Here is a 22,701-nt window from a genome sequence, read left to right as displayed (position 1 = left end):
TTCAGTAGCCTAATTTTAAACAGGAGGAAAATAACAGACCAGCATTCTCCGACCAAAAAAATAATAAACCCGGATTTTGCCCATAAAAAAAGCAGCCCGAAAGCTGCATTTTTTAATGATTTAAAGCTTAAGGCTTGACCACGACCATCACCTGAATTGCTTCCGGTGTTACCGATAGACCATCCAGCAGGCTTAAACCTTCTTTCTGCAACTTTTGTAAACGTGCAATTTCATCTTCACGGATACTTGGATTGAACTGTTTCAGATAGGTCAGGCGATCAATTTCATATTGCCATTTATTGCCATACACTTCTTTGGCTTGCTGCTTGAAGCCAGGCAATGCACTGCGTGCCAGTTCAAGCGCTTGCTGATAACGTGCTTCAATCACATCACGACGTGCTTTCACCACCTGACGGCAACTATTGCCATCTAAATGATGCAAGTACGGTTTCAGGATTTCTGGTGCAATCTTTTGTGATAGATCCTGACCTTTTTCACTGAGCAAGACACGAATCAACTGTTGCGGCAAGCTAGACGGCAAGTTCAATGCTTTCGGAGCCACCACATCGACCTTGAACCATACTTCAAGTAATACCGAACCCTGTGGCAGTGCTGCAGATTTTAGTACCGCAACGTTAGTGCTACCAAAGCCTTGCGTATTGATCATTTCCATCACACTTTCAGTGAATGGATGTTCCAGTGTCAGGTATTGCGCATCTTCGCGGATTTGTGCCTGATCACGATAGAAAGTCGCTGTAATCCCTTCTTCATCCAACGTCAAACCTTGAACCTGCATTTGATCGGTTGGCTTGATGATCACTGTACCGTTACTTTGCTCGTCAAAGTCGATATTCGTAGACGCCATAAAGCGCTTCATGAAAATCGGCAAAGTGGTATTGTCATCATAGTCTTCAAGCGCGTTGACAATTTCCTGTGCCACCACCGGACGGCAAGAGTTGTACTCAAGCAAACGGTCTCGACCTTCCTGCAATTCAGCTTCCAGCGCTTCACGTTGCACGCTAACTTCTTCCAGCAGGTCTTCAAACTCTTGACCTTTGTCTGCCAATAGACAGTCTTTCAAGCGAACAATAAAATTTTCTTGCAAGGTTTGTGCAGCTGGAGAAATATTGCTGAAGATATTCAGCGCTTCGTTATACCAGCGGAACATACGTTCTTGTGCAGTTCCCACCAGATAAGGCACATGAATCTGAATGCGGTTTTCCTGACCGATACGATCCAGACGACCAATACGCTGTTCCAACACGTCCGGGTTCGCAGGTAGGTCAAACAGAATCAGATCAGAGGCAAACTGGAAGTTACGTCCTTCTGAACCGATTTCCGAACAAAGAAGAATCTGCGCGCCATACGAATCTTCAGCAAAATAAGCTGCGGCCTGGTCACGTTCTAACAAGCTCATGCCTTCATGGAACATCGCCGTACGAATACCGGCATGTAAACGCAGTACATTTTCCAACGCCTCAACCACTGGCCCGCTACGCGCAATCAGTAAGACTTTCTTGTGTTTTAAATCGGTACGCAAACGCTCCATCAGCCACATCACGCGTGGATCGGCTTCCATCCACGAGCCATCTAGCTGAGCTTCTTCAGGCCACATTTGCTCACGTAATTTACCATCTTTAGACCAGTGTTCTGGTGCTGGCAATGGCGCTGGCTGACAGTCACGACCCGGGAAACCTTGAATCGCTTCACGCGTATTACGGAACAGGATACGGCCTGTACCATGACGGTCTAAAAGTTCATGAATGGCACGGAAACGCTGTTCAGGATGATCTTCAATCGGATGACCTAACAAGGCCTCAATCGCAGTAAGATGCTCAGCTTCTAGCGGCATGTCTGACATCAACACTTCTGCAATTTTAGCCGTATGCTGATATTGCGCTTCTTCATCGAGGAAACGATCCAGCGAGTTAAAACGCTGCGGATCAAGCAAACGTAGGCGTGCAAAGTGACTTTCTACACCGAGCTGTTCAGGTGTCGCTGTCAATAACAACACGCCCGGCGTATGTTCAGCAAGCTCTTCGACCAGATCATAACGGTCATTACCGCCATCTTCTTCGCTCCACATCAAATGATGTGCTTCATCGACCACCAGCAGGTCGAAACCGGCTTCAAGTGCCTGTTCACGCAGATCTTCATGGTCGACCATCAAATCGACAGAGGCAATAATTTTTTGTTCGGTCAAGAACGGGTTTTGTTCAGGATCATGTTCTTTGATCGATGCAGTACGGGTCAAGTCAAACAGCGAGAACTCAAGATTGAAACGACGGCGCATTTCGATCATCCACTGATATTGCAGCGAATCTGGAACCAAAATCAGGATACGTTCAGAACGGCCGGTTTTCAGCTGTTGATGGATGATCAGACCCGCTTCAATGGTTTTACCCAGACCCACTTCATCGGCCAGTAATACACGCGGTGCAAAACGCTGACCGACTTCATGGGCAATATACAATTGATGCGAAATCAGGCCGACACGTGAACCTACCAGACCACGCAGTGGACTGCTTTGCATATTGGCCTGCATTAGCAGCGCTTCAATACGCAGGTCATACCATTCTTTATAATCGACCTGACTGGCCAATAAACGGTCTAGAGGCTTAGACAGCTGGATGGTGGCACCAATACGGGTTTCATTCAGCGATTTACGTTCTTCAGTTCCATCTTCCAGAGTACGAACAACATGATAACGCACCACGCCATTCCGGTCTTCAACGGATTCTACAATCCACTTGGTCCCTTCCTGATCCTGTAATTCATCTTTCACATTAAATACGATACGAGATAAGGGTGCATTGCTGCGTGCATAGACGCGGGTTTCATCGCTTTTCGGGAATAAAATGCTGACCGACCGCTCATCAACATCAATAAGAACGCCTAAACCGAGTTCTGTTTCAGTATCTGATAACCAACGTTGACCAATAGCAAATTGCTGCAATTTTTCCACCTTTATCTTAAGTACAAGATTATGAATATTAGGCTCAATCACGAAACGTGATTGGAGCAAAATTTCACACCTTCAAGCAATGTATTTTGACATAAAGCCCACTAAAAAGTGAGCATAATTCACGCCGATTAAAGAAGTATTTCCTAGAATGGCGCCGGACAATAAAATTCGACCAGCTGCTCTGTTTGAGGATGATAGAAACTCAAACGTTCCGCATGTAAACATAGACGCGAGCTGAGCTGTTGCTGTTCGGCTGATGCATATAAGGTATCACCGATAATCGGATGCCCGAGATATTGCATATGCACCCGTAGCTGATGAGAACGGCCGGTAATTGGGATCAGTTTCACCCGGGTCACAGGCTGTCCCTGAATATTAAAATGCTCAATCGCCTGCCAATGCGTGATGGCTGGCTTATTATGTGCGGGATCTGCGATATGTAAGGGCGGACGGCTTGGATCATATACCACCGGCACTTCAATAGTGCCTTCACCTTCTAGTTTACCGGCAACCACAGCCTTATAGGTTTTATCGGTCTGGCGTTCCTGAAACTGGCGGGAAATGGTTTTTTGTCCCCATTTAGTCAGACCAAAGGCCAAAATGCCGGATGTATCGCGATCCAGTCGATGAATCAGTAAAGTTTTGGGTTCTAGTTTGACCAGACGGTTGATCAGGCAATCTTGTAAGTCTTCTGTTTTACCGGGAACTGTGAGTAAACCTGCAGGTTTGTGGATGACCATGAAATCGTCATCACGATGTATCAGATGTTCGGTTAGAAAATTACTCAAAGTTCAATCCCAGGCTGATCGCGAAAAACAAGGCGGCAATGATAGAAAGCTTAGCCAATAATTACAATGCGCATTTATGTAAATGACGATGAAATTTCCGATTTAGCGCATAAAAATGCTTAATCGCAGCACATCAACCTGAGGATTTTAAAATGAAGCTTGCCAATTCATGCAAAGACGGATGCTTTAGCACATCTTCATAACGGATATTGGCACCATGCGCACGCCATATACCAACGAGACTGACCATCGCTACTGAATCCAGACCATAATTTTTTAAGTCGACATAGGGATCAATTTCCAAAGCATCCATATCCAGCTGTTCTGCGACAGCCAACATAATGCCTTTGGTCGACAATACATATTCTGACGGCGCGCTTAAATCCCATAATCGAGTCAGGCTATAGGTATTTAAGTGATGTATCCCCTGTGCCGAAATATTTTCAATCCACTGAATATGCTGATCTTGATTTGACAATAAAATCGCATCATCAACTACACAGATTTGCTCGGTGACACTTTGCAGATGCGGTAAAATCTGTTTCAGCATCGGTGTAACCTGCCCGGCAAAAATCAGTTGCGGATGCATTGAGGCATATTCTCCCAATTGCTGCATGCCTTGCATCAGGTCATCACCATATAAGTCAACAATCGGAATATCGAGTGCTTTGGCTTTATTGCTGATCTGGATCAGATGACTCATTAGGTCGCTTTCTTGTATGCTTACCATCATCCTTAAATTTTGTAATCCCACTAAAACCAAAACAGATTCATTTGATGCAAGCTGCCATTTGGCTTGGGATGGAGCAAGTTGGATTTTTTTAGGGATGGGGTACAGCATGGGAGGCTCTTATAAATACAAAATAGCATGATGATTCATGCTATTTTAGTTTAGCATCGATTTGGAAAACACTTTGATTTCACAGAGGTTTATTGTTCTAATTTCGTATCATCGCCATTATGTTAAATGGCTTTAATTTTGCTTAGCCCTATATTCATTAAATGCTAGAAGCATTCCCTCTTTTTGTTCTGCGGAGGCATCTGGAAATGAATAAAATCTTTCATAATCTTTTCTAAATTGGCTGCTTTCAATTCTTTTAGCTAAGTCATCAATAAAACCTTTTCCTTGAGTCTGATATTGCTGAATCGTTTGTTTATCTAGGCAGATAGTTTTCGCCCAAGAAACTGCACTCATATTTATACAAACATTGAGGTATATATTTTCGCTATCCTCATATAGTTCCCAAAAATAAGGCTCTATTTCTATAAGTTGCATTTCACTAGTATTTCCAAACTTTTAATTATTTCTAAAATTAACATAATACACGTTATACGAAATTCTTTTGATTTCCTTTTTAAATTATAACTTTAATTGTATATAGACAAGCCCACTCATTAGCGATTGGGCTTTTTAGTTGATATTTCACGTTCCACGCTTCATTTTGGTACAACTTTGAATGATTTTATTAAATTAAGCTGATCAATTTCTATTTTGGATTAGCTTTGCTTAGCCAAAAATTTCTCAATGGCTACCTGTGCAATCTCCGCATCTTCAAACGACTTCACACCCGACACACCCATCGCACCGACGAGCTGGCCTTGATACAGAATCGGTTCACCACCTTCCAACATTCCTGAGAAAGTTTCCATGGTCAGAAAACCCATCTGTCCGCCTTTGATAATATCCTCAAACAGTTTGGAGGGATGGCGACTCATAGCTGAACATTTAGCCTTTTCGACGGCCAGATTTGCAGTCATCGGTGCTGCACCATCCATACGCTTCATCGCAAGCAAATTACCCGTTTCATCTACGACTGCAATACTGACATTAAAACTGTTCTGAATGGCATATTGATGGGCTTGATCTAATAAAAATTCCGCATCGCTTAAAGTCAAATAATGTTTGGTTTGCATGAAAATGATCTCTAATTTTAAATGTAATTCCCCCTAAGCCTGAGCCATATATAGCGCAAGAATACTGGAGGAAGTCTTTAAATTTTCATTTCTATTCAATAGATGAAAGCCCTCTCCTTTAAGGAGAGGGTTTGGGAGAGGTATTACGCTTTCATCTCAGCAAAAGTTTCTTTAGCCGCTTGAATCGTGTAAGCAATATCTTCATCACTATGCGCAGCAGAAATAAATCCTGCTTCAAAAGCAGATGGTGCAAGGTTTACGCCACGACTTAACATGCCATGGAAGAATTTACGGAAGGCATCGACATCGCATTTCAGCATAGAGTCGAAGCTAGTAATATCTTCCTGATCGGTAAAGTAAAGACCAAACATACCGCCCACTTGTTGGGTCTTGAATGGAATGCCTGCTTCATCAGCAGCAGTTTGTAAACCGGCGAGCAATTTTTCGAGTTGTGCGGTTAATTTTTCATAAAAACCTTCGGTACGTAAATGCTTGAACATCTCGATACCTGCACGCATTGCCAATGGGTTACCTGATAGCGTACCTGCTTGATAGACCTTACCCAATGGTGCGATACATTCCATCACTTCACGTTTACCACCGAATGCACCGACTGGTAAGCCTGCACCGATGATTTTACCTAAAGTGGTTAAATCCGGAGTAACGCCATAATGTGCTTGCGCACCACCCAAACCGACACGGAAACCGGTCATTACTTCATCAATGATAAACACTGAACCATGTTCATCACAAACATCACGAATCGCTTGCAGGAAACCGTCAATTGGTTTCACCAAGTTCATGTTGCCTGCGACTGGCTCAACAATCACGCCGGCAATTTCTGAACCGAATTTGGCAAAGCATTCTTTTAAAGTCGCGATGTCGTTATATGGAAGTGTCAGCGTATGTTTAGCAAAATCTGCTGGCACGCCTGCAGACGTCGCTTCCCCTTCTCCACTGGTCAATAAACCTGAACCGGCTTTTACCAATAATGAATCTGAGTGACCATGATAACAGCCTTCAAATTTTACAATCTTGTCACGGCCAGTATAACCACGTGCTAAACGAATCGCGGTCATGGTCGCTTCTGTACCCGAGTTGGTCATACGCACTAGTTCAATCGATGGCATGATCTCGCAAATAATATCTGCAAGCGTGGTTTCATGAACTGTGGGCGCACCAAAACTCAAACCATCGACCGCAGCATCCTGAACGGCTTTAATAATCGCCGGATGTGCATGGCCCAGAATCATCGGCCCCCATGAACCTACATAGTCCACATAACGCTTACCATCGACATCATACAGATACGCACCTTGGGCTTTTTCGATAAAGACCGGCGTCCCACCGACACCATTAAATGCGCGTACAGGTGAATTAACGCCACCCGGAATATGTTTATTAGCTTGTTTGAACAATTGTTCTTGCTTTGGAGATAAGCTCATGAAGGCACTCGACTCAAAATTAAATCAATCAAAAAATTTTATGCTGTAGCTTGAAAAAGCGCAGACCATTCATCTAAACGTTCAGGAATGGCATTCATAGGGAGTCCCAATATATCACTAATCACCGCGCAATAATCCGCACCTGACTCAATGACATCCTTGGAATTTTCAACCGTTAAACCACCAATGGCACATAAAGGTACATTCAATTTCTCTTTGGCCAGTTTTAAGGTTTCAAGACCAATATTACCCGCTTCAGGTTTACTATCAGTAGCATAAATTGCTCCAAATGCCACATAATTCGCACCATCGGCAATGGCCTGTTCAGCCAGCTCAAGTGAGTTATTACAGCTACGGCCAATCAACACGCCTTTAGGCAAACGCGCAACAGCGTCGACAATCGAACCATCATCCTGGCCTAAATGCACACCCACGCTGTATTTAACCGCCATTTCCAGATCATCATTAATCACGAAAGGTACAGCATATTCAGCACACATGGCTTTCATATACTCGATTTCGTAAATTTGATCTTCTTTCGCCACTTTTTTACGGCGATATTGCAAGACCGCAACACCACCATTGGCCATTGCACCTTCCAACTTCGCCAATAAAAGCTCTAATGGATCATCATTGGTAATTAAATATAAACCGCGCATCTTGCTCGCCACTTGCTAGGATGGCTCTATTATAGGCATAACTCGGTTTAATTGCCGCAGTCCTGCTGTTTCTGAGACCAAGCAGCAACAGATTTGCAGGTTTTTAGCGCAATTTATCAATTAAATCTTAAATATCACCATTTTCAGGGATATACGGGCTTTCAAATCTGCGTTTTAATTGCCTTATAACAATAATTATAACGTGTTAATGCTTACGCCCTCCGACAAACGCTTTTAGGATTTTGCAGATAACTTGGTGGAGAAGTTGCAAAATTCTAAGAGCGATTTTTTTTGTCTTTTTTTCGCCTGGCTCAAGCGTACTCAAATTAATTAATATTAAAAATACCCATTTTCAGGGATAGCCCAATCGGCACGAAGCGTCTTAAATAGCCTTAGACACAGAAAATAAACAGAAAAATAAATACCTGTGTTTGTAATACCCGATCCTTTCTGGTTTTGAGTCATTCGTTTGTGGGGAAACGTTTCAAAGCCAGAAAGGATCTTTTACTTTCAGCACAAATCCACATGAATTCTTCTATGAATATTTACACAATAGCATGAGCAAAATCTTGAACATTTATTGGTAGCAAACAGGCATAAAAAAAGCCCGGAGAAGGTCGCTCCAGGCTTGGAAAACTGATGTATTAATTAAAATATAATGGTTGATCAAAAAACCTAATCTGCAATACCATAATTATTAGAATAATAATTCTAGACTTGCAAGGCTTTTATCGAAATTTCATGCTTTAAGTGGGCACATTCCGATAAAAGTCATTCTGGCTTAACGGGAAATTTTATCGTATTTAAGGTCGATCAGACTGATATTACCACGCAGGACATCGGCAAACATGCGCCAGTCCGAGATAAAGCTATATACAGGCTGTTTGAAGCTGGCTGGTTTATTGCGCTCAAAGATAAAATGACCGACCCAGGCACAGGCATAGCCCGAGAGTAAACCATAGGCAAAATATCGCGGCTTGCCTTGACGAATGGCTTTGGCAAAACAGTATAAACCGATGCTACTGCCGGCCACGTGCAGACGGCGGCTAATAATATGCCGATGCTCAGTCAAATAGAAGCGATAAAATTCATGATAGTTCTTAATCGGCATCTGGGGCTGAACCATCACCTCATTCTTACTTTCTGGTTGTACTTGTACATTCATCTGTCATCATCCTGACGTTTTTTGTTTTACCTTAGCGTATATTTTAGCCAAATAACAGCCTTTTGATGCGCGCTTCAATGCATCTTGCACATCCTCGTGAAGGCCTGAATCCGATTGTTTTAGCCTAAAATGAACCGATGAAATCTAAGTTTCAAACTTCTGTTTAAGCTTTTTATGTTCCGTCAAGTCTTACATGCATTTTGATTTTGGTTACAATCTGCTGCGCACAAATCTAAAAATATAATTGCGGCTGCTGTCCGCCTTATTTCATAACCTTATTCAAGTGAAGATTCAGCGCTTAATTGCACTGAACAGATAGGATGATCATCATGGTTGAAGTTGAACTCAAGTTCCAGATTCCTGCGGCACGACGCACTGCACTGCTCAAGGCACTTGATCCGAAAAAGTCTCAACAGATCCAGCTTCAAGCCAAATATTATGATACTGCCGACCGCCAACTGGCCCGGCATGGGGTGGCACTGCGTCAGCGTCTGGAAGGTACACGTTGGGTGCAAACGCTAAAAGCGGCCGGAAAAAGCCATATCGAACGCTTTGAACATAATCATGATCTAGGGAAATTAACCGCATCTCCTGAACTGGATTTAGATATTTATAAAAAATTTCCAGAAGCCGGGGCAATTCTCAGCAATGCGCTCGGCAATCAGTTCGATCAGCTACAACTCCAGTTTGAAACCGATATTGCCCGTACGTTAAGAGTGATTGACTATGAAGATACCCAGATCGAAGTCAGCCTGGATATTGGACAGATCCGCACACAGGATGCTGAGCAAGAAGTACATGAAGTCGAGTTCGAACTAAAAAATGGTTCAATTCAACATCTGCTGGCCTTCAGTTTTGAATGGGTCAAGAAATACCAGCTCTGGCTCGATGTACGTAGTAAGGCCGAAATAGGCAATTTATTGGCCACTTCACAGCGCGTCAGTCCTGCGACCCTTAGCAAAGAATTTCAGATCAGCAAAAAAGACAGCGCCAGTGAAACCATCTGCAGTCTGATTGCACAGCAGATGCAGCATTTATTGCCGAATATCGCGGCGATTGCAGCTCAGGTTGCAGAGCAGGAACATATTGATCAGGCACGACTGGCACTGGATCACTTATATCTGACCTTGCTGCTCTTCAAAGACTGGCATCCACAGCTTTCGGACAAATGGGCACATCAACTGGCGGCCTTTAAGCAGCAATTTGAACATTTGCAACATTTACAACATATGCAAAACAGCTTGGCCGGCTTCCTGCAAAATCCCACCACGGCAGAAAACCTGAGCAAAGATATTCTGTATGCGCAGGAGAAACTCGGTAATCTGGTCAAATCTACCCAGAATGTGCATCATTATCTGGAATTACTGATGTTCAGTTTAAATGAAAATGAGCATGCCTCGCTGGACTTGAAAACTGCTGCTCAAACTACCTTGCAACAGCAATATAAAGCTTTGCAGGAACAAATGAACCAGACCGATATCACTGATTTTGAAAGTCTGGATCAATTGTCGGGCCGGATTCAGGAGCTCAAATTCAGCTTTCCGATTTTAACCACGATCTATGATGTCAAAAATTTGCAGAAATACAGCAAAGCGCTGAACGATGCTCAACTGGCAGCCAGTGAATATCAAACTTTGGCCTCTTCTGCAGTTTATATTCAGCAGACCGAGCTGGAAGCAAGTGACTGGTTTGTGCTGGGCTGGCTGACCGCCAAGCAGGAAGTCTATGCGCAGAAACTGCTTGAAGCGACCGAACAGTTCTTGGTCAGTCGTAAATTCCTGAAATAAACATATTGAAATAAATATCACAAGAAAAACTCAAAGCACGCCTTCTCTGGCGTGCTTTTTTGTTGCAGAAGCACATCACACCCCTGCCGATCTTTGGGCTATATTAATCTATAAAACCAACATCGCGGAGGAATGACCCGATGGCAGAAATAGAACTCAAATTCCAGATTCCGCCACAGTCTCGTGTGCAATTTGAACAGGACATTCAGAAACTTCAGCCGACTCGGCATCGTCTGTGTGCACGCTACTTTGATACTGAAGCGCAACACTTACAACAACATCAGATTGCCCTGCGGCAACGTCTGGAAGACCAGCAATGGATTCAAACCCTGAAAGCAGCGACTGAACAACAATTTGAACGTTTTGAACTTGAGCATGAATTAAAAAGTCCTCCGGAACATTGTGATTTTCAGTTATATCGCAAACATAAACCGGCCAAAAAAATCCTGAAACAGGCGCTCGGTGATCTGGAGACACCACTCATCCTGCAATTTGAAACAGATGTCGTACGGTATGTCCTCACAGAAAGTCATCTGGACAGCCAGATTGAAATTGCCTTTGATGTCGGAGAAATTCGACACAATGATCAAGCCATCGATATTTATGAAGTCGAATTTGAGCTTAAATCCGGCCAGCTGAGTGAATTGATTGATTTCATTCAGCCCTGGGTTCAGCGTTATGCTTTGTGGCTGGATACACGGAGCAAATCGGAACGCGGTTATGCCTTATTACATGATGAAGAGAGTCTGCCAGTTCAGCATCAGCTTCCCTTAGTGCTTGAACAGAAAGATCAGATCAGTACGATTTTACAAAAAATTGTCGCCAACTGTCTCGCTCATCTTTTCCCAAATGCGACGGCGATTGCTGCCGAAAATTATAATAGTGATCATGTGCATCAGGCACGTGTTGCGATTCGACGTTTGCGCAGTGCTTTTAAAATTTTCCAGTCCGTGACTGAACATGTACAGCCAGAATGGCCGGAACAGCTGCGGGATATTTTTCAGCAACTGGGTTCCACCCGAGATCGCGATGCCCTGGCAGAAAGCCTGATTCCACAACTGGAAAAAGCAGGTTCACCCTTACTGAAATTACCACCACACCGACAAAAACAACCAGATATCAGTGCGCTGTTTAGAAGTCCTGCTACCGTAGAATTAATGCTGCAACTGTTCAGCTTTAGCCAAGAAAAAACGGATAACAAAGTCAAGTCTTCGCATAAAATTTTGTGTAAAGGCCTGAGCAAGCTGCACCAGCAAATCTGTCAGGATGCCGAGAACTATCAAGAACTGGATATTGAATCCCGACATCGCACACGCAAACGGGTTAAACGCTTACGCTATAATGTAGAATTCTTGCAAAGCTTATTTCCTGAAAAAGAGGTTAAAGCCTATCTAAAAGCCTTAAAACCCTTGCAGGAAAGTCTCGGGCATTATAACGACCTATTTGTAGCAGACGAATTATTTAGACCTTATGTCAAACAACAGGCCAAGGCCTGGTTTGTACTGGGCTGGATAAGCGCAGAACAGCAGCGTTTGTCGAGTGAAGCAGCCGAGCGTTTACAACAGTTTGCTGAAACTACCAAGCCCTTCTGGTAAGACCGGGCTTGGTCAAATTGTGCTAGCGATATTTGCCGAATACTTTCCAGGTATTATTGTCTGCCAGAGGATCGTTATAACTGTCGCTGCGTTGCTTGCGTGGCTTATCACGTGCATCGACCAGTTCAAAATGTGGCTCAACACTCAGCACGATTCCATTGACGTAAAAACGGGTGCGCGTATATTCGCTCTGGCCATGCTGAAATACATAAGTGCGTAAATCCACAAACTCACGGTGTGCCACCAATGCTGCGGTGTCGTCACTGTCTAGCCATTGCCGCATGGCTGTGACCTGCTCGGGTTCGAACTGGCCACATTTTTCGATCAGGCTGGCGACCCCACGAAAAGTTTTGGATTCCTTGGCGCGGGTTTTATTAATGCGAATCCGGTCAACATGAAAATAAAACAGCGGCAAGTTTAAATGACTCGGCAGATGGATCGCATCCAAGATTTCATCTTCCATAAAAGGCTGAAACAGATCCTGTGCCCTTTCAATCAGCCCGAGCCACTGGCTATAGTATTCATCTACCTGTGACTGGCTGCCATAATAAATCGGCAAGCCTTCAACATTGGCTAGATTTGCCGGTGGCCAAATATTCTGGCGCAATAAGGCAATATCACTTTTTAGGCTTTGTACTGCAATCGCATCCTGCATGGCATTCACTTTTATATGCTTAGGCTATTTTTTAGATTAAGGCAAAGGTTTAGTTTCTGCAAGGCTTTGCCTATAATTAACGATTGAGATTTTAGTGTTAGGAACAAATTCATGGTTCAAAAGATTGAAGCAACCGATGTAACCGAAGAAGAAGCGTTAAATGCGGCATTCTTTGAACGTGCTGATGAATTTATTCAACAAGCCAACGAGTTTTGTCGCGTAGAAAAAGGCTCACAGGAAAAACCGAGCGATAAGCGCGGTCAAGTCAGTGCGGCGATGTTATTTGGTACTGCCCGTTTCAATACCTGGGTGGCAGCGAATAACTTTAAAGATGGGAATGAAATGCGCGATGCCAAAGATCAGGTCATGTCTTATATCTTGCAGCAATTTCAAATGATGCTGGAAGATAACTATGATGAATACTGTGAACAGTTCGAAAACTATTTACGTTTCCGTCACAATGAAGAGTTTCATGCCAACAAGCATAACCATGATCACAAGCATGATCATTGATTAAAATACGAAAAGCCCCGCGGGGCTTTTTTTATTTGCTGTCATTTATCATATTGACTTTAAAGTGATTTAAGCACTATATAAATTGAATAATAAATAAACGAAAACAAGGCATAGCATGCAGCAACTTCCCTTCCCGATCATTGACCCTCATATCCACCAATGGGATCCGTACAATACCCCACATGCGGCAGCGCTAGCGGTAAAGCTGTTCGGCAATCATCCCAAATTACTAGACAGAATGGTTCGACTGTTGAAACCCAGAGACGTCATTGAGACCATTGGCCTGACACAGCACCTGACTGCACCTTATCTGCCTGCAAATTACAAGAAAGATGCAGGACATTATGAAATAGAGCAGATTGTGCATGTTGAAGCCAGCTGGCATGACCATAAAGGTACGGGTGTGGTAAATGAAACCCGTTTTATCGCTGGGCTTCCTTTTGATCAGCACACTATCCAATTGGGTGGAATTGTCGCCACGGCGGATCCGCGGCAGAAAAATTTTAAACAGTTGATTCAATTGCATCGCGAAGCTTCTCCCAAGTTTCGGGGCATCCGTAAAATGGCTGCAGTACATCCAGATAAAGGGTTTCATGCCTGGACCGATGAACCGCATCTCTATCGCAACACAGATTTCCTGAAGGGCTTTGAAGAACTGGCCAGGCAAGATTTAAGCTTTGATGCCTGGGTGTACTCTACCCAGATTGCGGATGTTACTGCGCTGGCCAAAGCCTTTCCAAACACCCCTATTGTGCTGGATCATCTGGGTACGCCCGCAGGTTTATTTGGCAAAGTGAGCAAAGCTACAGGCAAGACCGAACAAGATCGCACCCAGATATTTGCAGACTGGAAAGATCAGTTGGCAGAACTGGCCGAATGCAAAAATGTATCGACCAAAATGTCTGGTCTGTTTATGCCAGTCTTGGGACATGATTTTCACACGCAGAAACGGCTGGCAAGTAAACAGGAATTAGTGGAACGTGCCGCACCCGTGATCCAGCATACTTTAGACTGTTTTGGTTCTGGGCGCGTGATGTTTGCATCCAACTTTCCAATGGACAGTGTCAGTAGCTCACTCACCAACATTATTGATGCTTTTAGCGATATTGTGCAGGACTACAATGAAAATGCGTTAAAGCCGATTTTTTATGAAAATGCTAAACGTTTTTATCGACTTTGAGTAGATGAGGACATGCTAAGTTGGATAACAGATTCCAGTCTAAATACGCCTTCAGGCAAAGGACTTTGTATTTTACTCACTATTATTTCAAGCTGGATAACGTCTTATTATTATCAAGTGGCGATCCATCATCCTTTTGATCGAGATATTGCCTTCTATTCAGCTTTGAGTGGCTGTGGAATATTGATTTTTCTTCTTATTGCATCTGATTGGAGTCTGCCCCTATCTATCCTTGCAGGCATAATCGGAGGGATTGTTTTTAGCTATAGAGCAACCTAGAACATAAAGCTCAAGTAAATAAAAAAAATCCCCTCACTTGAGGGGATTTTTTATCAACACTATGATGTTTTCACTTGCTTACCATACTGATCGGCCATCACTTCAACCAGCTGATCCGGCTTGATGTATTTTTTGATCATGGCATCAATATCGGCTTTGCTCAGTTGAGCAATCGCCTGATCACGTTTTTCCCGGTAAACCAGATTACGGTCTTTTTCCAGCTGTGGAATCAACATAGTGTGAATACGGCGATCATCTTCGAGTGCAGTTAAACGCTGTTTCAAGATACTGGCTTTTGCCGCTTCGACTTCCTGTTCAGTCACGCCACGTGTCAGCAGTTCATTCAGTACCTTATGCACTGCCTGAGAAACCTGTGCGGATTTTCCAGCCGTATAATTGGCACTAATCATCATGGCGCCCACATCTGCCCATTCATCGAGTTGCACATCTGCACTAAAACCATAGACTAGTGCATTTTTCTCGCGTAGCTCTTGTGCCAGTCGTGACGATAACTGTGAATCACCCAGAATATATCGAAATACCTGTAATGCAGGTGCATCGGCATGATCTGCGCCGACCGGCATGCTCATGAATGCCTCATAACTCCCGAATTCACGCTGCTCAGACAACGCATGAATTTTCTGGGCTGGATAGCTTCGATATTCCGATTTCAGACGCTCATAAGGCTGTGTAGCTTTCCAGTCTGAGAAACTGTTTTTCAGCGTTTTTTGCATCGATTTTGGATTAAACTCACCTGTGACCGCGATTTGTGCATGCTGGGTTTTTAAAAACTGCTGATACAGTGCCATAACCTGTTCGCGAGTCGCTTTCTGATACTGTTTTTTGGCCAGTTCAGGCTCGAAATGGAAACGCAGATCGCCAGGCTGATAGATCTCGATCGTTCGGGCCATCGTCAAGCTCGACACCGTATCTGGTTCAGTATAAGGACGATCCAGACTGGATAAAGTCTGTCCCTTGATTAAATCAAACTGACTTTGTTCAAATGCCGGCGTTTTCAGCACATCAACCACATACTGAAAAAACTCTTCAAACTTTTCTTTTTTGGCGCTGATCTGCAAGGTCAGGCCATTGCCGGATGCACCGGCAGTTGCCGAACCGCCTACTTCAATAATTTTATCGGCAATCTGCTGCAAGCTTTGAGTTTCCGAAGAGCGCAACATTAAATAAGCCGTCAGGTCCAGAATCTCGCCTTTATTCATCAGGCTTTGAGCGGTACCAAAATCCAATGAAATTGTGGCATAGACCTTGTCATCGCGGGTAGTCGTCGGAAACAGCGCGTATTTAATGCCATTTTTCAACTTGCCACGCTGAATCTGTTTGTCTTTACTGTACAAATACTGTTTGGATTCCTGGACATATTGCTTTACTTCAGCCTGATAGACACTGACATCTTTCATTGGCTCTTCTGCTTCAGCCTGCTGATCCAGAGTTTTTGCCGGTGCTTCTGTCTGTGCCAGTTCCTGCGCTTTCTTCTGATCTTCCGGGGTAGGTAAAATATTGCCAGAAATACGGTATTCAGGTTTTAAAAAACTCTTATAGACCTGATTGACCTGATTCACACTCAGGCTTTGAATTGCATTCAGATCTTTAAAATACTGGCTCCAGTCACCTGAATACGCCACTGCATAATCGCTTAAACGTGAACCCAAAGCAGTCGCACTGTTTTTAATATTGTCGGCCTGATTTCGGGTCAGATTTTTAGCCCGGTTTAATTCTGCTTCGGTAAATGGCTGACTCTGTTCTACGCCTTGAATCAGTCCCTGCTCTATCGCTTGTGCCTGATGATTCGGAGCATAGATTGCTCCCATAAACACCAGATTAAAGTCTTTATCCAGCCAGGTACTGGATTGCACCGCTGTTGACTTCCCAGTTTCCACCATATTCTGATAGAGATGTCCACTTGGCTGCAAAGTATAGAGCGTTGGCGAAACAGCCAAAGCCGTTTTAATGCTTTCTTCGGATTGATTCAAATAAAGATTAAACTTGGCCAGATCACTGCCTTTCTTTACTGTAAATTCACGCTGTTTGATTTGCTCTGGTTTAAGCGCTGGGACTTTCACTTGCGCTGGTACATTTCGGGATTGAATCGGACTGAAATGCGTATCCAGCTGTTTTAAGACTTCGGCCTTATCAAATTTGCCCGAAATGACCACAAAGGCATTATTCGGTGCATACCATTGACGGTAAAAATGGTTTAGTTCCTGCATATTGATTGATTGCAGCTCATTTAGGTCACCAATCGGCAAACGGCCTAAATACTGATTGCCATAAGCAGATTTAAACACCTGATCGATCAATACTGAAAATGGCTGATCCAGACGAATTTCACGCTCGCGTTTTACAATATCAATTTCAGTCGGTACATATTTTTCCTGAAGCACCAGCTTGTCCATGCGTTCGGCTTCGAGAAAAATGACTTCACTCAGCGCAGTTTTTTCAGGACGGATCACATTAGTATATTTGGTTGAGTAATAGTCGGTACTGGCATTGGTCATCAAGGTATATTGATCCAGTCGACGCTGGAATTCATCCCCTTTGACATTTTCTGTGCCTTTAAAGGCCAAATGTTCCAGCAGATGCGCCAGACCGCCCTTGCCTTGAGGATCATTCAGGGAGCCGGTCAGATAGACCGTATTCATAAAAACTTTATTTTCTTTATCATTCGGTGCCAGGATAATGCGCAGTCCATTATCCAGTCGGTATTCTTCAACATTTTGTTCCGTTTTCACCAAAACAGGTTGTGCAAAACTCAGTGCACTACAGCCAGACAATACAATCGCCAGACTTAAATTTTTATAACGTAGCAACATTCTTCATCCAAATTATAAATATAAATTTTTATTCGCGCCCTTCTTAGAGAATGATTCTTTTTCTGAATAATCTATTCCAAGCCGGACCATCAAAATAACATGCCGCCTCACCTGACGACATGTAGTTCTATGTAATTAAAAAATTAAAGATAAATTTCGGCTTGCATATATAATTTTCCATAACCGGAAATTTCAATTCGATCCTGATCTTGCAAGGCACAATATAGCACCCCACCACGCGCTGATGCCTGATAGGCGACCAGTTCATTTTTACCCAGTTTTTCGGCCCACAGCGGTGCAATTCCGGTGTGAATTGAACCTGTTACCGGATCTTCATTGATTCCATTACTCGGTGCAAAATAACGTGAAATACAATCGTATTGGGTATCTTGTGAAGTGATCGCAACGTCTAAATAGGTATTCTGAGCAGTAATGGCTGTACGCTTGCCATTCAACTGTTTTAACAGTTCAAAATCAGGCATTTCATCCAGCACATCCTGTACCGATTCATATTCAACAATATAGCCCTGCGCGTTCAGATAAACCTGTTTAAACGGTTTGCTCAAGGCCTGTCTTAAAGCTTCAGGATATTCAGCAACTGGCTCTGCACGACGAACTGGAAAGTTCATTCTGATCTTGCCATCTGCATCCTGATTGACTACAAAAATGCCTAAGTCTTTTACATGAAAATGAATCGTTTTCCCCGTATCAAATTGATTGAATAGTACAAAGCTGCTGGCCAATGTCGCATGACCACAAAAATCCACTTCCTTGGTTGGCGTAAACCAGCGGATGGCATAATTATCGCTATCGATGACTTTAACAAAAGCCGTTTCGGACAGATTATTTTCCAAGGCGATATTTTGCATCAGACCATCTTCGAGCCATTCATCCAGCACAATCACGGCTGCAGGATTGCCTTTAAACAGTTCCGTGGTAAACGCATCGACCTGGTACATTTTCATTTTTTGAATTCCTGAATATAACGATCTCTAGTTTAAAAGCTTTTTTGCAAGAATGAACTTGAATATGTTAATGATCTCATTAATCTGGCCTAGTAAATAAATAGAGCAAATGGTGCTGCATGACAAACTCCCATATTCAAAGCGTTCCCTTAGAAAAAGCTTATCGTCTGATTACCCATGGCCCTACTGTACTGGTATCTGCTCAAGATCAGCAGGATACAGATGTTATGGCAGCAGCCTGGGCATGCGCATTGGAATTCAGCCCCGCAAAAGTGACTGTGGTTCTGGATAAAAGCACCAAAACCCGAAATATTATTGAAAATTCAGGTTATTTCGCGCTGCAAATTCCAACATTGAAACAACTGAATATGGTCTATCGTCTGGGTACGCAGAGCCTGCATGATGTGCCGGACAAACTGGCACAATCCGGAGTAGAACTATTTCATTTTCCTGATGCTGATATTCCTGTAGTACAAGGCTGTGCGGCCTGGATACTCTGCGAGCTGATTCCTGAGCCGCATAACCAGCAAATGCATGACCTGTTTATAGGCAAGGTGATTGCAGCCTATGCCGATGATCGGGTCTTCCGCGACGGCCACTGGCATTATCATGAGGTGGATGAAGAATGGAAAAGTATTCATCATATAGCCGGTGGTCATTTTTATACCATTGGTAATGCTGTGAGCATTGATGATCCAGAATCATAAATTTTTCAAATTTGGAATAAATGAAAATAATTGCGGATGAATAGATGATATCTGCAAGCCCCAGAGCATCCGAAATTATGCTACTTTATCCTTAATCTTCATTTGGTCTGATGCGCTATGATGCCTTTTAAAATTCACTGTATTGATGTCCAGAATTCACTGCAAAATTATATCTGGTTGCTTGAACATACCGCGTCGCATCAGGTGGCTGTGATTGATCCAACCGAAGCAGAATTGGTACAAGACTATTGTGCCGAACACGGTTTAACTGTAAGTCAAATCTGGCTGACTCACTGGCATAAAGATCATATTGGCGGTGTGCCGGAACTGATCCAAGGACAAAATCTGCCTGTGTATGGCCCACGGGCAGAACTAAGCAAAATTCCGTTTATCACCCATCCGCTTGAGCATGAAGAACAGTTTAATTTTCATGGAATAGATATCCAGGTGATTGCTGTACCCGGGCATACACTCGGCCATATTGTTTATTTTATTGATGCGATTGATGTGCTGTTCTGCGGCGATACCTTATTTGCCATGGGTTGTGGCCGGGTTTTTGAAGGCACCTATTCACAGATGTATCATTCACTGTCCCGTCTGGCTGCCTTGCCACCGCGCACCCAAGTCTATTGCACCCATGAATACACATTATCGAATGCACAGTTTGCCAAACACGTTGAACCGGACAATTCGGCAATTCTGGAACGCTTCGAACATATTGAGCGTTTGCGTATACTAGGCCAGTGCACGCTGCCAAGTAGTATTGAAGATGAATTGCAAACCAATCCTTTTCTGCGCGCAGAAAGCGTGGAAGAATTCCAGCGTTTAAGAACCCTGAAAGATCAGTTTTAAACCGGATTCAAAGCTGAAGATCAATGCTTCAGCCGACTTACTTATTTGTCATTTGCGATGCATAGAATGTTATTGAAAGGCACGTACAAATTTTGCACAAATTGGAATAAGTTGAATCTCCATCTAAAAAATGTCTTTCTGTGCCATTTTTGCTTTCTTATAATTAATCAAGTCCTCTATTTTTTTAGAAACCAATTTCAGTTCCAACACATGAAATAATGACTTATAAATAACAGGATGATATTGATTTAAATTAGAGAAATTCGTGGAACATTGCTTAAATAATCAGCATGGAACCTAACAAGTGAATAAAAAAGCCCAATTTACTTGAATTGGGCTTTCACTTATACGCTAAACATATAATTTGTATAAAATAAAAAATAGCTGTTAGTTCGTATAACGCGTATTATGTTAATTTTAGAAAATCGTAATAGGATAATAAAAATCTATATTGTTTTAAGAAAACTCTCTTATGATTAAATCTCTATAGTTCTTTTAATATTTGCTATGTATCAAAGAATCAAGCAATGGGCTAAATCAATTAAAAAAGACATCTTGGTTGTTTGGCTTATTGCAAAAGACAAGCGAACGCCCAATTCTATAAAGTTTTTAGCTTTAATTATTGCTGCCTATGCCTTCTCACCAATTGATTTAATTCCAGATTTTATTCCCGTACTTGGGTATTTAGACGATATTATTGTTGTACCTTTAGGTATTTTATTAGTTATCAAGCTTACCCCACAAAACATTATAGATGATTGTAGAATTCTTGGAGAAACCTTAGTTGAAAGGCCTATAAACCGTTGGGCAGCAGGAATTATTATCCTGGTATGGCTTGTAATATTGGGATATTTAACCATGTACTTCATGAACGATTCACTGTCTATACTGTCTATTTTTAACAAGTGAGATTTAGATACCCTCTCTCATTTGCACCCATTTAATATAATGGGCATTATTCAAAATTAAACTGTAAACCAAAATAGAAATAAAATGTCTGCTTTCAGAGCATGACATTAGTTCTGTCGTTCAACTTTAAAAGTGACATTGGCCATGTCGATCCCGAATGATGATATGTAGGATAGCAGTAACTAGTTTCTTGGATTCTATTCACTAAAACTGGCAACGTATGTATCGCATGAAGCAATGTTAAAGAATCTGGTTACTTTGTGCATAAGTATCCAGTTCACCTTGAGTCACGACACGCACCGCCTGCATTTCATCAATACGTACCAGTAGCAAGCCACCTAAAGCAGGCTGATAACGACGGGCACTGCCGAAAGGCGTATAGGCCACTTTCGACTGAATACTAAAGCTCAACCAGTCTTCATGTCCCAACATCACAGCAACCGGATCAAGTCCCTGCTGCTGCATTAATTCAATTTGCTGATTCACATAGTCTTCAATGGTTAATTCAGTCATGGTGCGGGTATTCAGTTTGAGAATTACATTTCAGACAGTATAAAGCATGCAAATCGAGCTGAAGATCAGAAAACCAGCAGCCGGTATTCTTTTAATAAATAAGTCGATTGGATTTTAATTTTCTCATTCTAGATCTGAAATTTTCTATTTCATACGATTGATAAAATTAGGAAATAACCTGTTTCCCTAATAAGCTATTGAATTAGAAAATTAATTATCCAAATTTATAGCTTATAAAAGCTTAATATTTAGTTACAACCTATTCAATATGATAAAAATCATTTACTTAACGTTTAAATTGATTTTTTCTTAATCAACCGATGTTCACTATATACACAAATTCATTTAAATTAATTTAAATAAAGGCATTTGCCCTTTAAAAGATAATTTTTCACCCTTATTTAAGATTTAACAATGATGAAGGAGTGATCTCGTGAAAAAAGTGGTTAAAGCGAAAAATTTGATTGCATTTCGACTATGGTTAGAAAAATTAGGATATTCGGTACGCACCCTGGCGGATGATCGTGGTTTCAGTTTCAGTTTCAAGAAAGAATATGGCCTGGTAACCTGTGATCTGGCAGGTAATGCCTTGGCACTACAACTAGGCGAGGAATTTGAAGATCATTTAAAAGCCTGATTGCTTCTTTAAGAACAGAAAAATAAATTAATCTTTCCACTGATTTAACAGCGCTATTCTCCAGTTATTCAGCCCATTTCGATGGGCTTTTCTTTGTTCAGTAAATTTTAGGCAATAAAAAAGCAAGGCATCTGCCTTGCTTTAATATGATGGTGGGGACGGAGAGACTCGAACTCTCACACCTCGCGGCGCTGGAACCTAAATCCAGTGCGTCTACCAATTTCGCCACGTCCCCATCAGGGTACCAACTTAACGTTGGATTTCTTTCAAACTTTGGCAGAGGATCAAGGATTCGAACCTTGACGAACGGTTTTGGAGACCGTCATGCTACCATTACAC

The 22,701-nt window shown here is 42.5% G+C and carries 20 protein-coding genes and 1 tRNA gene; 8 read left to right on the top strand and 13 right to left on the bottom strand.

What is annotated here, in order from left to right; genetic code table 11:
• Nucleotides 1–127: 127 nt before the first annotated feature.
• The 8 genes from rapA to ACNPNW_RS10045 all read right to left on the bottom strand — a co-directional run bounded on the left by rapA (nt 128) and on the right by ACNPNW_RS10045 (nt 8,936).
• A complete protein-coding gene (rapA, locus tag ACNPNW_RS10080) occupies nt 128–2,965 on the bottom strand; it encodes an RNA polymerase-associated protein RapA (RefSeq protein ID WP_420938091.1) in 2,838 nt (945 codons plus the stop codon).
• Between the two features lie 143 nt (nt 2,966–3,108).
• Complete coding sequence (locus ACNPNW_RS10075) at nt 3,109–3,753, bottom strand: RluA family pseudouridine synthase (protein WP_420938090.1); 645 nt, start codon at nt 3,751–3,753, stop codon at nt 3,109–3,111.
• A gap of 133 nt (nt 3,754–3,886) precedes the next feature.
• On the bottom strand, nt 3,887–4,594 hold the full coding sequence (locus ACNPNW_RS10070) for a phosphopantetheine-binding protein (protein WP_247144213.1): 708 nt from the start codon (nt 4,592–4,594) through the stop codon (nt 3,887–3,889).
• 132 nt (nt 4,595–4,726) lie between these two features.
• Complete coding sequence (locus ACNPNW_RS10065; protein ID WP_004280001.1) at nt 4,727–5,029, bottom strand: hypothetical protein; 303 nt, start codon at nt 5,027–5,029, stop codon at nt 4,727–4,729.
• 221 nt (nt 5,030–5,250) lie between these two features.
• Nucleotides 5,251–5,667 (bottom strand): GlcG/HbpS family heme-binding protein, encoded by a 417-nt coding sequence (locus tag ACNPNW_RS10060; protein WP_004280003.1) that lies wholly within the window; start codon nt 5,665–5,667, stop codon nt 5,251–5,253.
• 143 nt (nt 5,668–5,810) lie between these two features.
• Nucleotides 5,811–7,112 (bottom strand): glutamate-1-semialdehyde 2,1-aminomutase, encoded by a 1,302-nt coding sequence (gene hemL, locus ACNPNW_RS10055; RefSeq protein WP_420938170.1) that lies wholly within the window; start codon nt 7,110–7,112, stop codon nt 5,811–5,813.
• A gap of 38 nt (nt 7,113–7,150) precedes the next feature.
• Nucleotides 7,151–7,771, bottom strand: a complete 621-nt coding sequence (gene thiE / locus ACNPNW_RS10050; protein ID WP_005246719.1) for a thiamine phosphate synthase — start codon at nt 7,769–7,771, stop codon at nt 7,151–7,153.
• A gap of 781 nt (nt 7,772–8,552) precedes the next feature.
• Nucleotides 8,553–8,936, bottom strand: a complete 384-nt coding sequence (locus ACNPNW_RS10045; protein ID WP_044109647.1) for an Mpo1-like protein — start codon at nt 8,934–8,936, stop codon at nt 8,553–8,555.
• 329 nt (nt 8,937–9,265) lie between these two features.
• Here ACNPNW_RS10045 and ACNPNW_RS10040 point away from each other — a divergent pair, with 329 nt between their 5' ends.
• On the top strand, nt 9,266–10,723 hold the full coding sequence (locus ACNPNW_RS10040) for a CYTH domain-containing protein (RefSeq protein ID WP_420938171.1): 1,458 nt from the start codon (nt 9,266–9,268) through the stop codon (nt 10,721–10,723).
• 140 nt (nt 10,724–10,863) lie between these two features.
• The gene (locus ACNPNW_RS10035; RefSeq protein ID WP_420938172.1) at nt 10,864–12,318 is read left to right on the top strand and encodes a CYTH and CHAD domain-containing protein; all 1,455 of its coding nucleotides are present in this window, start codon (nt 10,864–10,866) and stop codon (nt 12,316–12,318) included.
• A 22-nt stretch (nt 12,319–12,340) separates the two neighbouring features.
• On the opposite strand, the gene ACNPNW_RS10030 is transcribed toward ACNPNW_RS10035, so the two are convergent.
• A complete protein-coding gene (locus tag ACNPNW_RS10030; protein WP_180180423.1) occupies nt 12,341–12,973 on the bottom strand; it encodes a hypothetical protein in 633 nt (210 codons plus the stop codon).
• A 111-nt stretch (nt 12,974–13,084) separates the two neighbouring features.
• On the opposite strand from ACNPNW_RS10030, the gene ACNPNW_RS10025 reads away from it, so the two are divergent.
• Nucleotides 13,085–13,486, top strand: a complete 402-nt coding sequence (locus ACNPNW_RS10025) for a DUF3144 domain-containing protein (protein ID WP_004280011.1) — start codon at nt 13,085–13,087, stop codon at nt 13,484–13,486.
• A 118-nt stretch (nt 13,487–13,604) separates the two neighbouring features.
• Nucleotides 13,605–14,669 (top strand): amidohydrolase family protein, encoded by a 1,065-nt coding sequence (locus ACNPNW_RS10020; RefSeq protein ID WP_420938173.1) that lies wholly within the window; start codon nt 13,605–13,607, stop codon nt 14,667–14,669.
• A gap of 338 nt (nt 14,670–15,007) precedes the next feature.
• Here the strand turns inward: ACNPNW_RS10020 and ACNPNW_RS10015 are convergent, their stop codons facing one another.
• Together ACNPNW_RS10015 and ACNPNW_RS10010 are read right to left on the bottom strand one after the other, a co-directional pair.
• Nucleotides 15,008–17,779: a M16 family metallopeptidase gene (locus tag ACNPNW_RS10015; protein ID WP_243474945.1), complete on the bottom strand. Its 2,772-nt coding sequence runs from the start codon at nt 17,777–17,779 to the stop codon at nt 15,008–15,010.
• Nucleotides 17,780–17,922: 143 nt separating this feature from the next.
• Nucleotides 17,923–18,744, bottom strand: coding sequence for a PhzF family protein (locus ACNPNW_RS10010; protein WP_253173060.1), 822 nt, complete (start codon nt 18,742–18,744; stop codon nt 17,923–17,925).
• Nucleotides 18,745–18,863: 119 nt separating this feature from the next.
• Between ACNPNW_RS10010 and ACNPNW_RS10005 the strand changes: the two genes are divergently transcribed.
• The 3 genes from ACNPNW_RS10005 to ACNPNW_RS09995 all read left to right on the top strand — a co-directional run bounded on the left by ACNPNW_RS10005 (nt 18,864) and on the right by ACNPNW_RS09995 (nt 21,212).
• Nucleotides 18,864–19,451, top strand: a complete 588-nt coding sequence (locus tag ACNPNW_RS10005) for a flavin reductase family protein (protein ID WP_224215693.1) — start codon at nt 18,864–18,866, stop codon at nt 19,449–19,451.
• A gap of 117 nt (nt 19,452–19,568) precedes the next feature.
• Complete coding sequence (gene gloB / locus ACNPNW_RS10000) at nt 19,569–20,303, top strand: hydroxyacylglutathione hydrolase (protein WP_247144365.1); 735 nt, start codon at nt 19,569–19,571, stop codon at nt 20,301–20,303.
• 507 nt (nt 20,304–20,810) lie between these two features.
• A complete protein-coding gene (locus tag ACNPNW_RS09995) occupies nt 20,811–21,212 on the top strand; it encodes a YkvA family protein (protein WP_253112913.1) in 402 nt (133 codons plus the stop codon).
• Between the two features lie 240 nt (nt 21,213–21,452).
• On the opposite strand, the gene ACNPNW_RS09990 is transcribed toward ACNPNW_RS09995, so the two are convergent.
• Nucleotides 21,453–21,725 carry a hypothetical protein gene (locus tag ACNPNW_RS09990; protein ID WP_005107282.1) on the bottom strand — a complete coding sequence of 91 codons (273 nt, stop codon included), beginning with the start codon at nt 21,723–21,725 and terminating at the stop codon, nt 21,453–21,455.
• Nucleotides 21,726–22,158: 433 nt separating this feature from the next.
• Here ACNPNW_RS09990 and ACNPNW_RS09985 point away from each other — a divergent pair, with 433 nt between their 5' ends.
• Nucleotides 22,159–22,362 carry a hypothetical protein gene (locus tag ACNPNW_RS09985; RefSeq protein WP_004280022.1) on the top strand — a complete coding sequence of 68 codons (204 nt, stop codon included), beginning with the start codon at nt 22,159–22,161 and terminating at the stop codon, nt 22,360–22,362.
• Nucleotides 22,363–22,512: 150 nt separating this feature from the next.
• Here the strand turns inward: ACNPNW_RS09985 and ACNPNW_RS09980 are convergent.
• Nucleotides 22,513–22,597: transfer RNA gene (locus tag ACNPNW_RS09980), tRNA-Leu, on the bottom strand.
• Between the last annotated feature and the right edge of the window lie 104 nt (nt 22,598–22,701).

The sequence above is a fragment of the Acinetobacter endophylla genome, from assembly GCF_053543775.1.
Note: the sequence above shows the minus strand (reverse complement) of the source record. Positions and strands in the feature narration are given on the sequence as shown.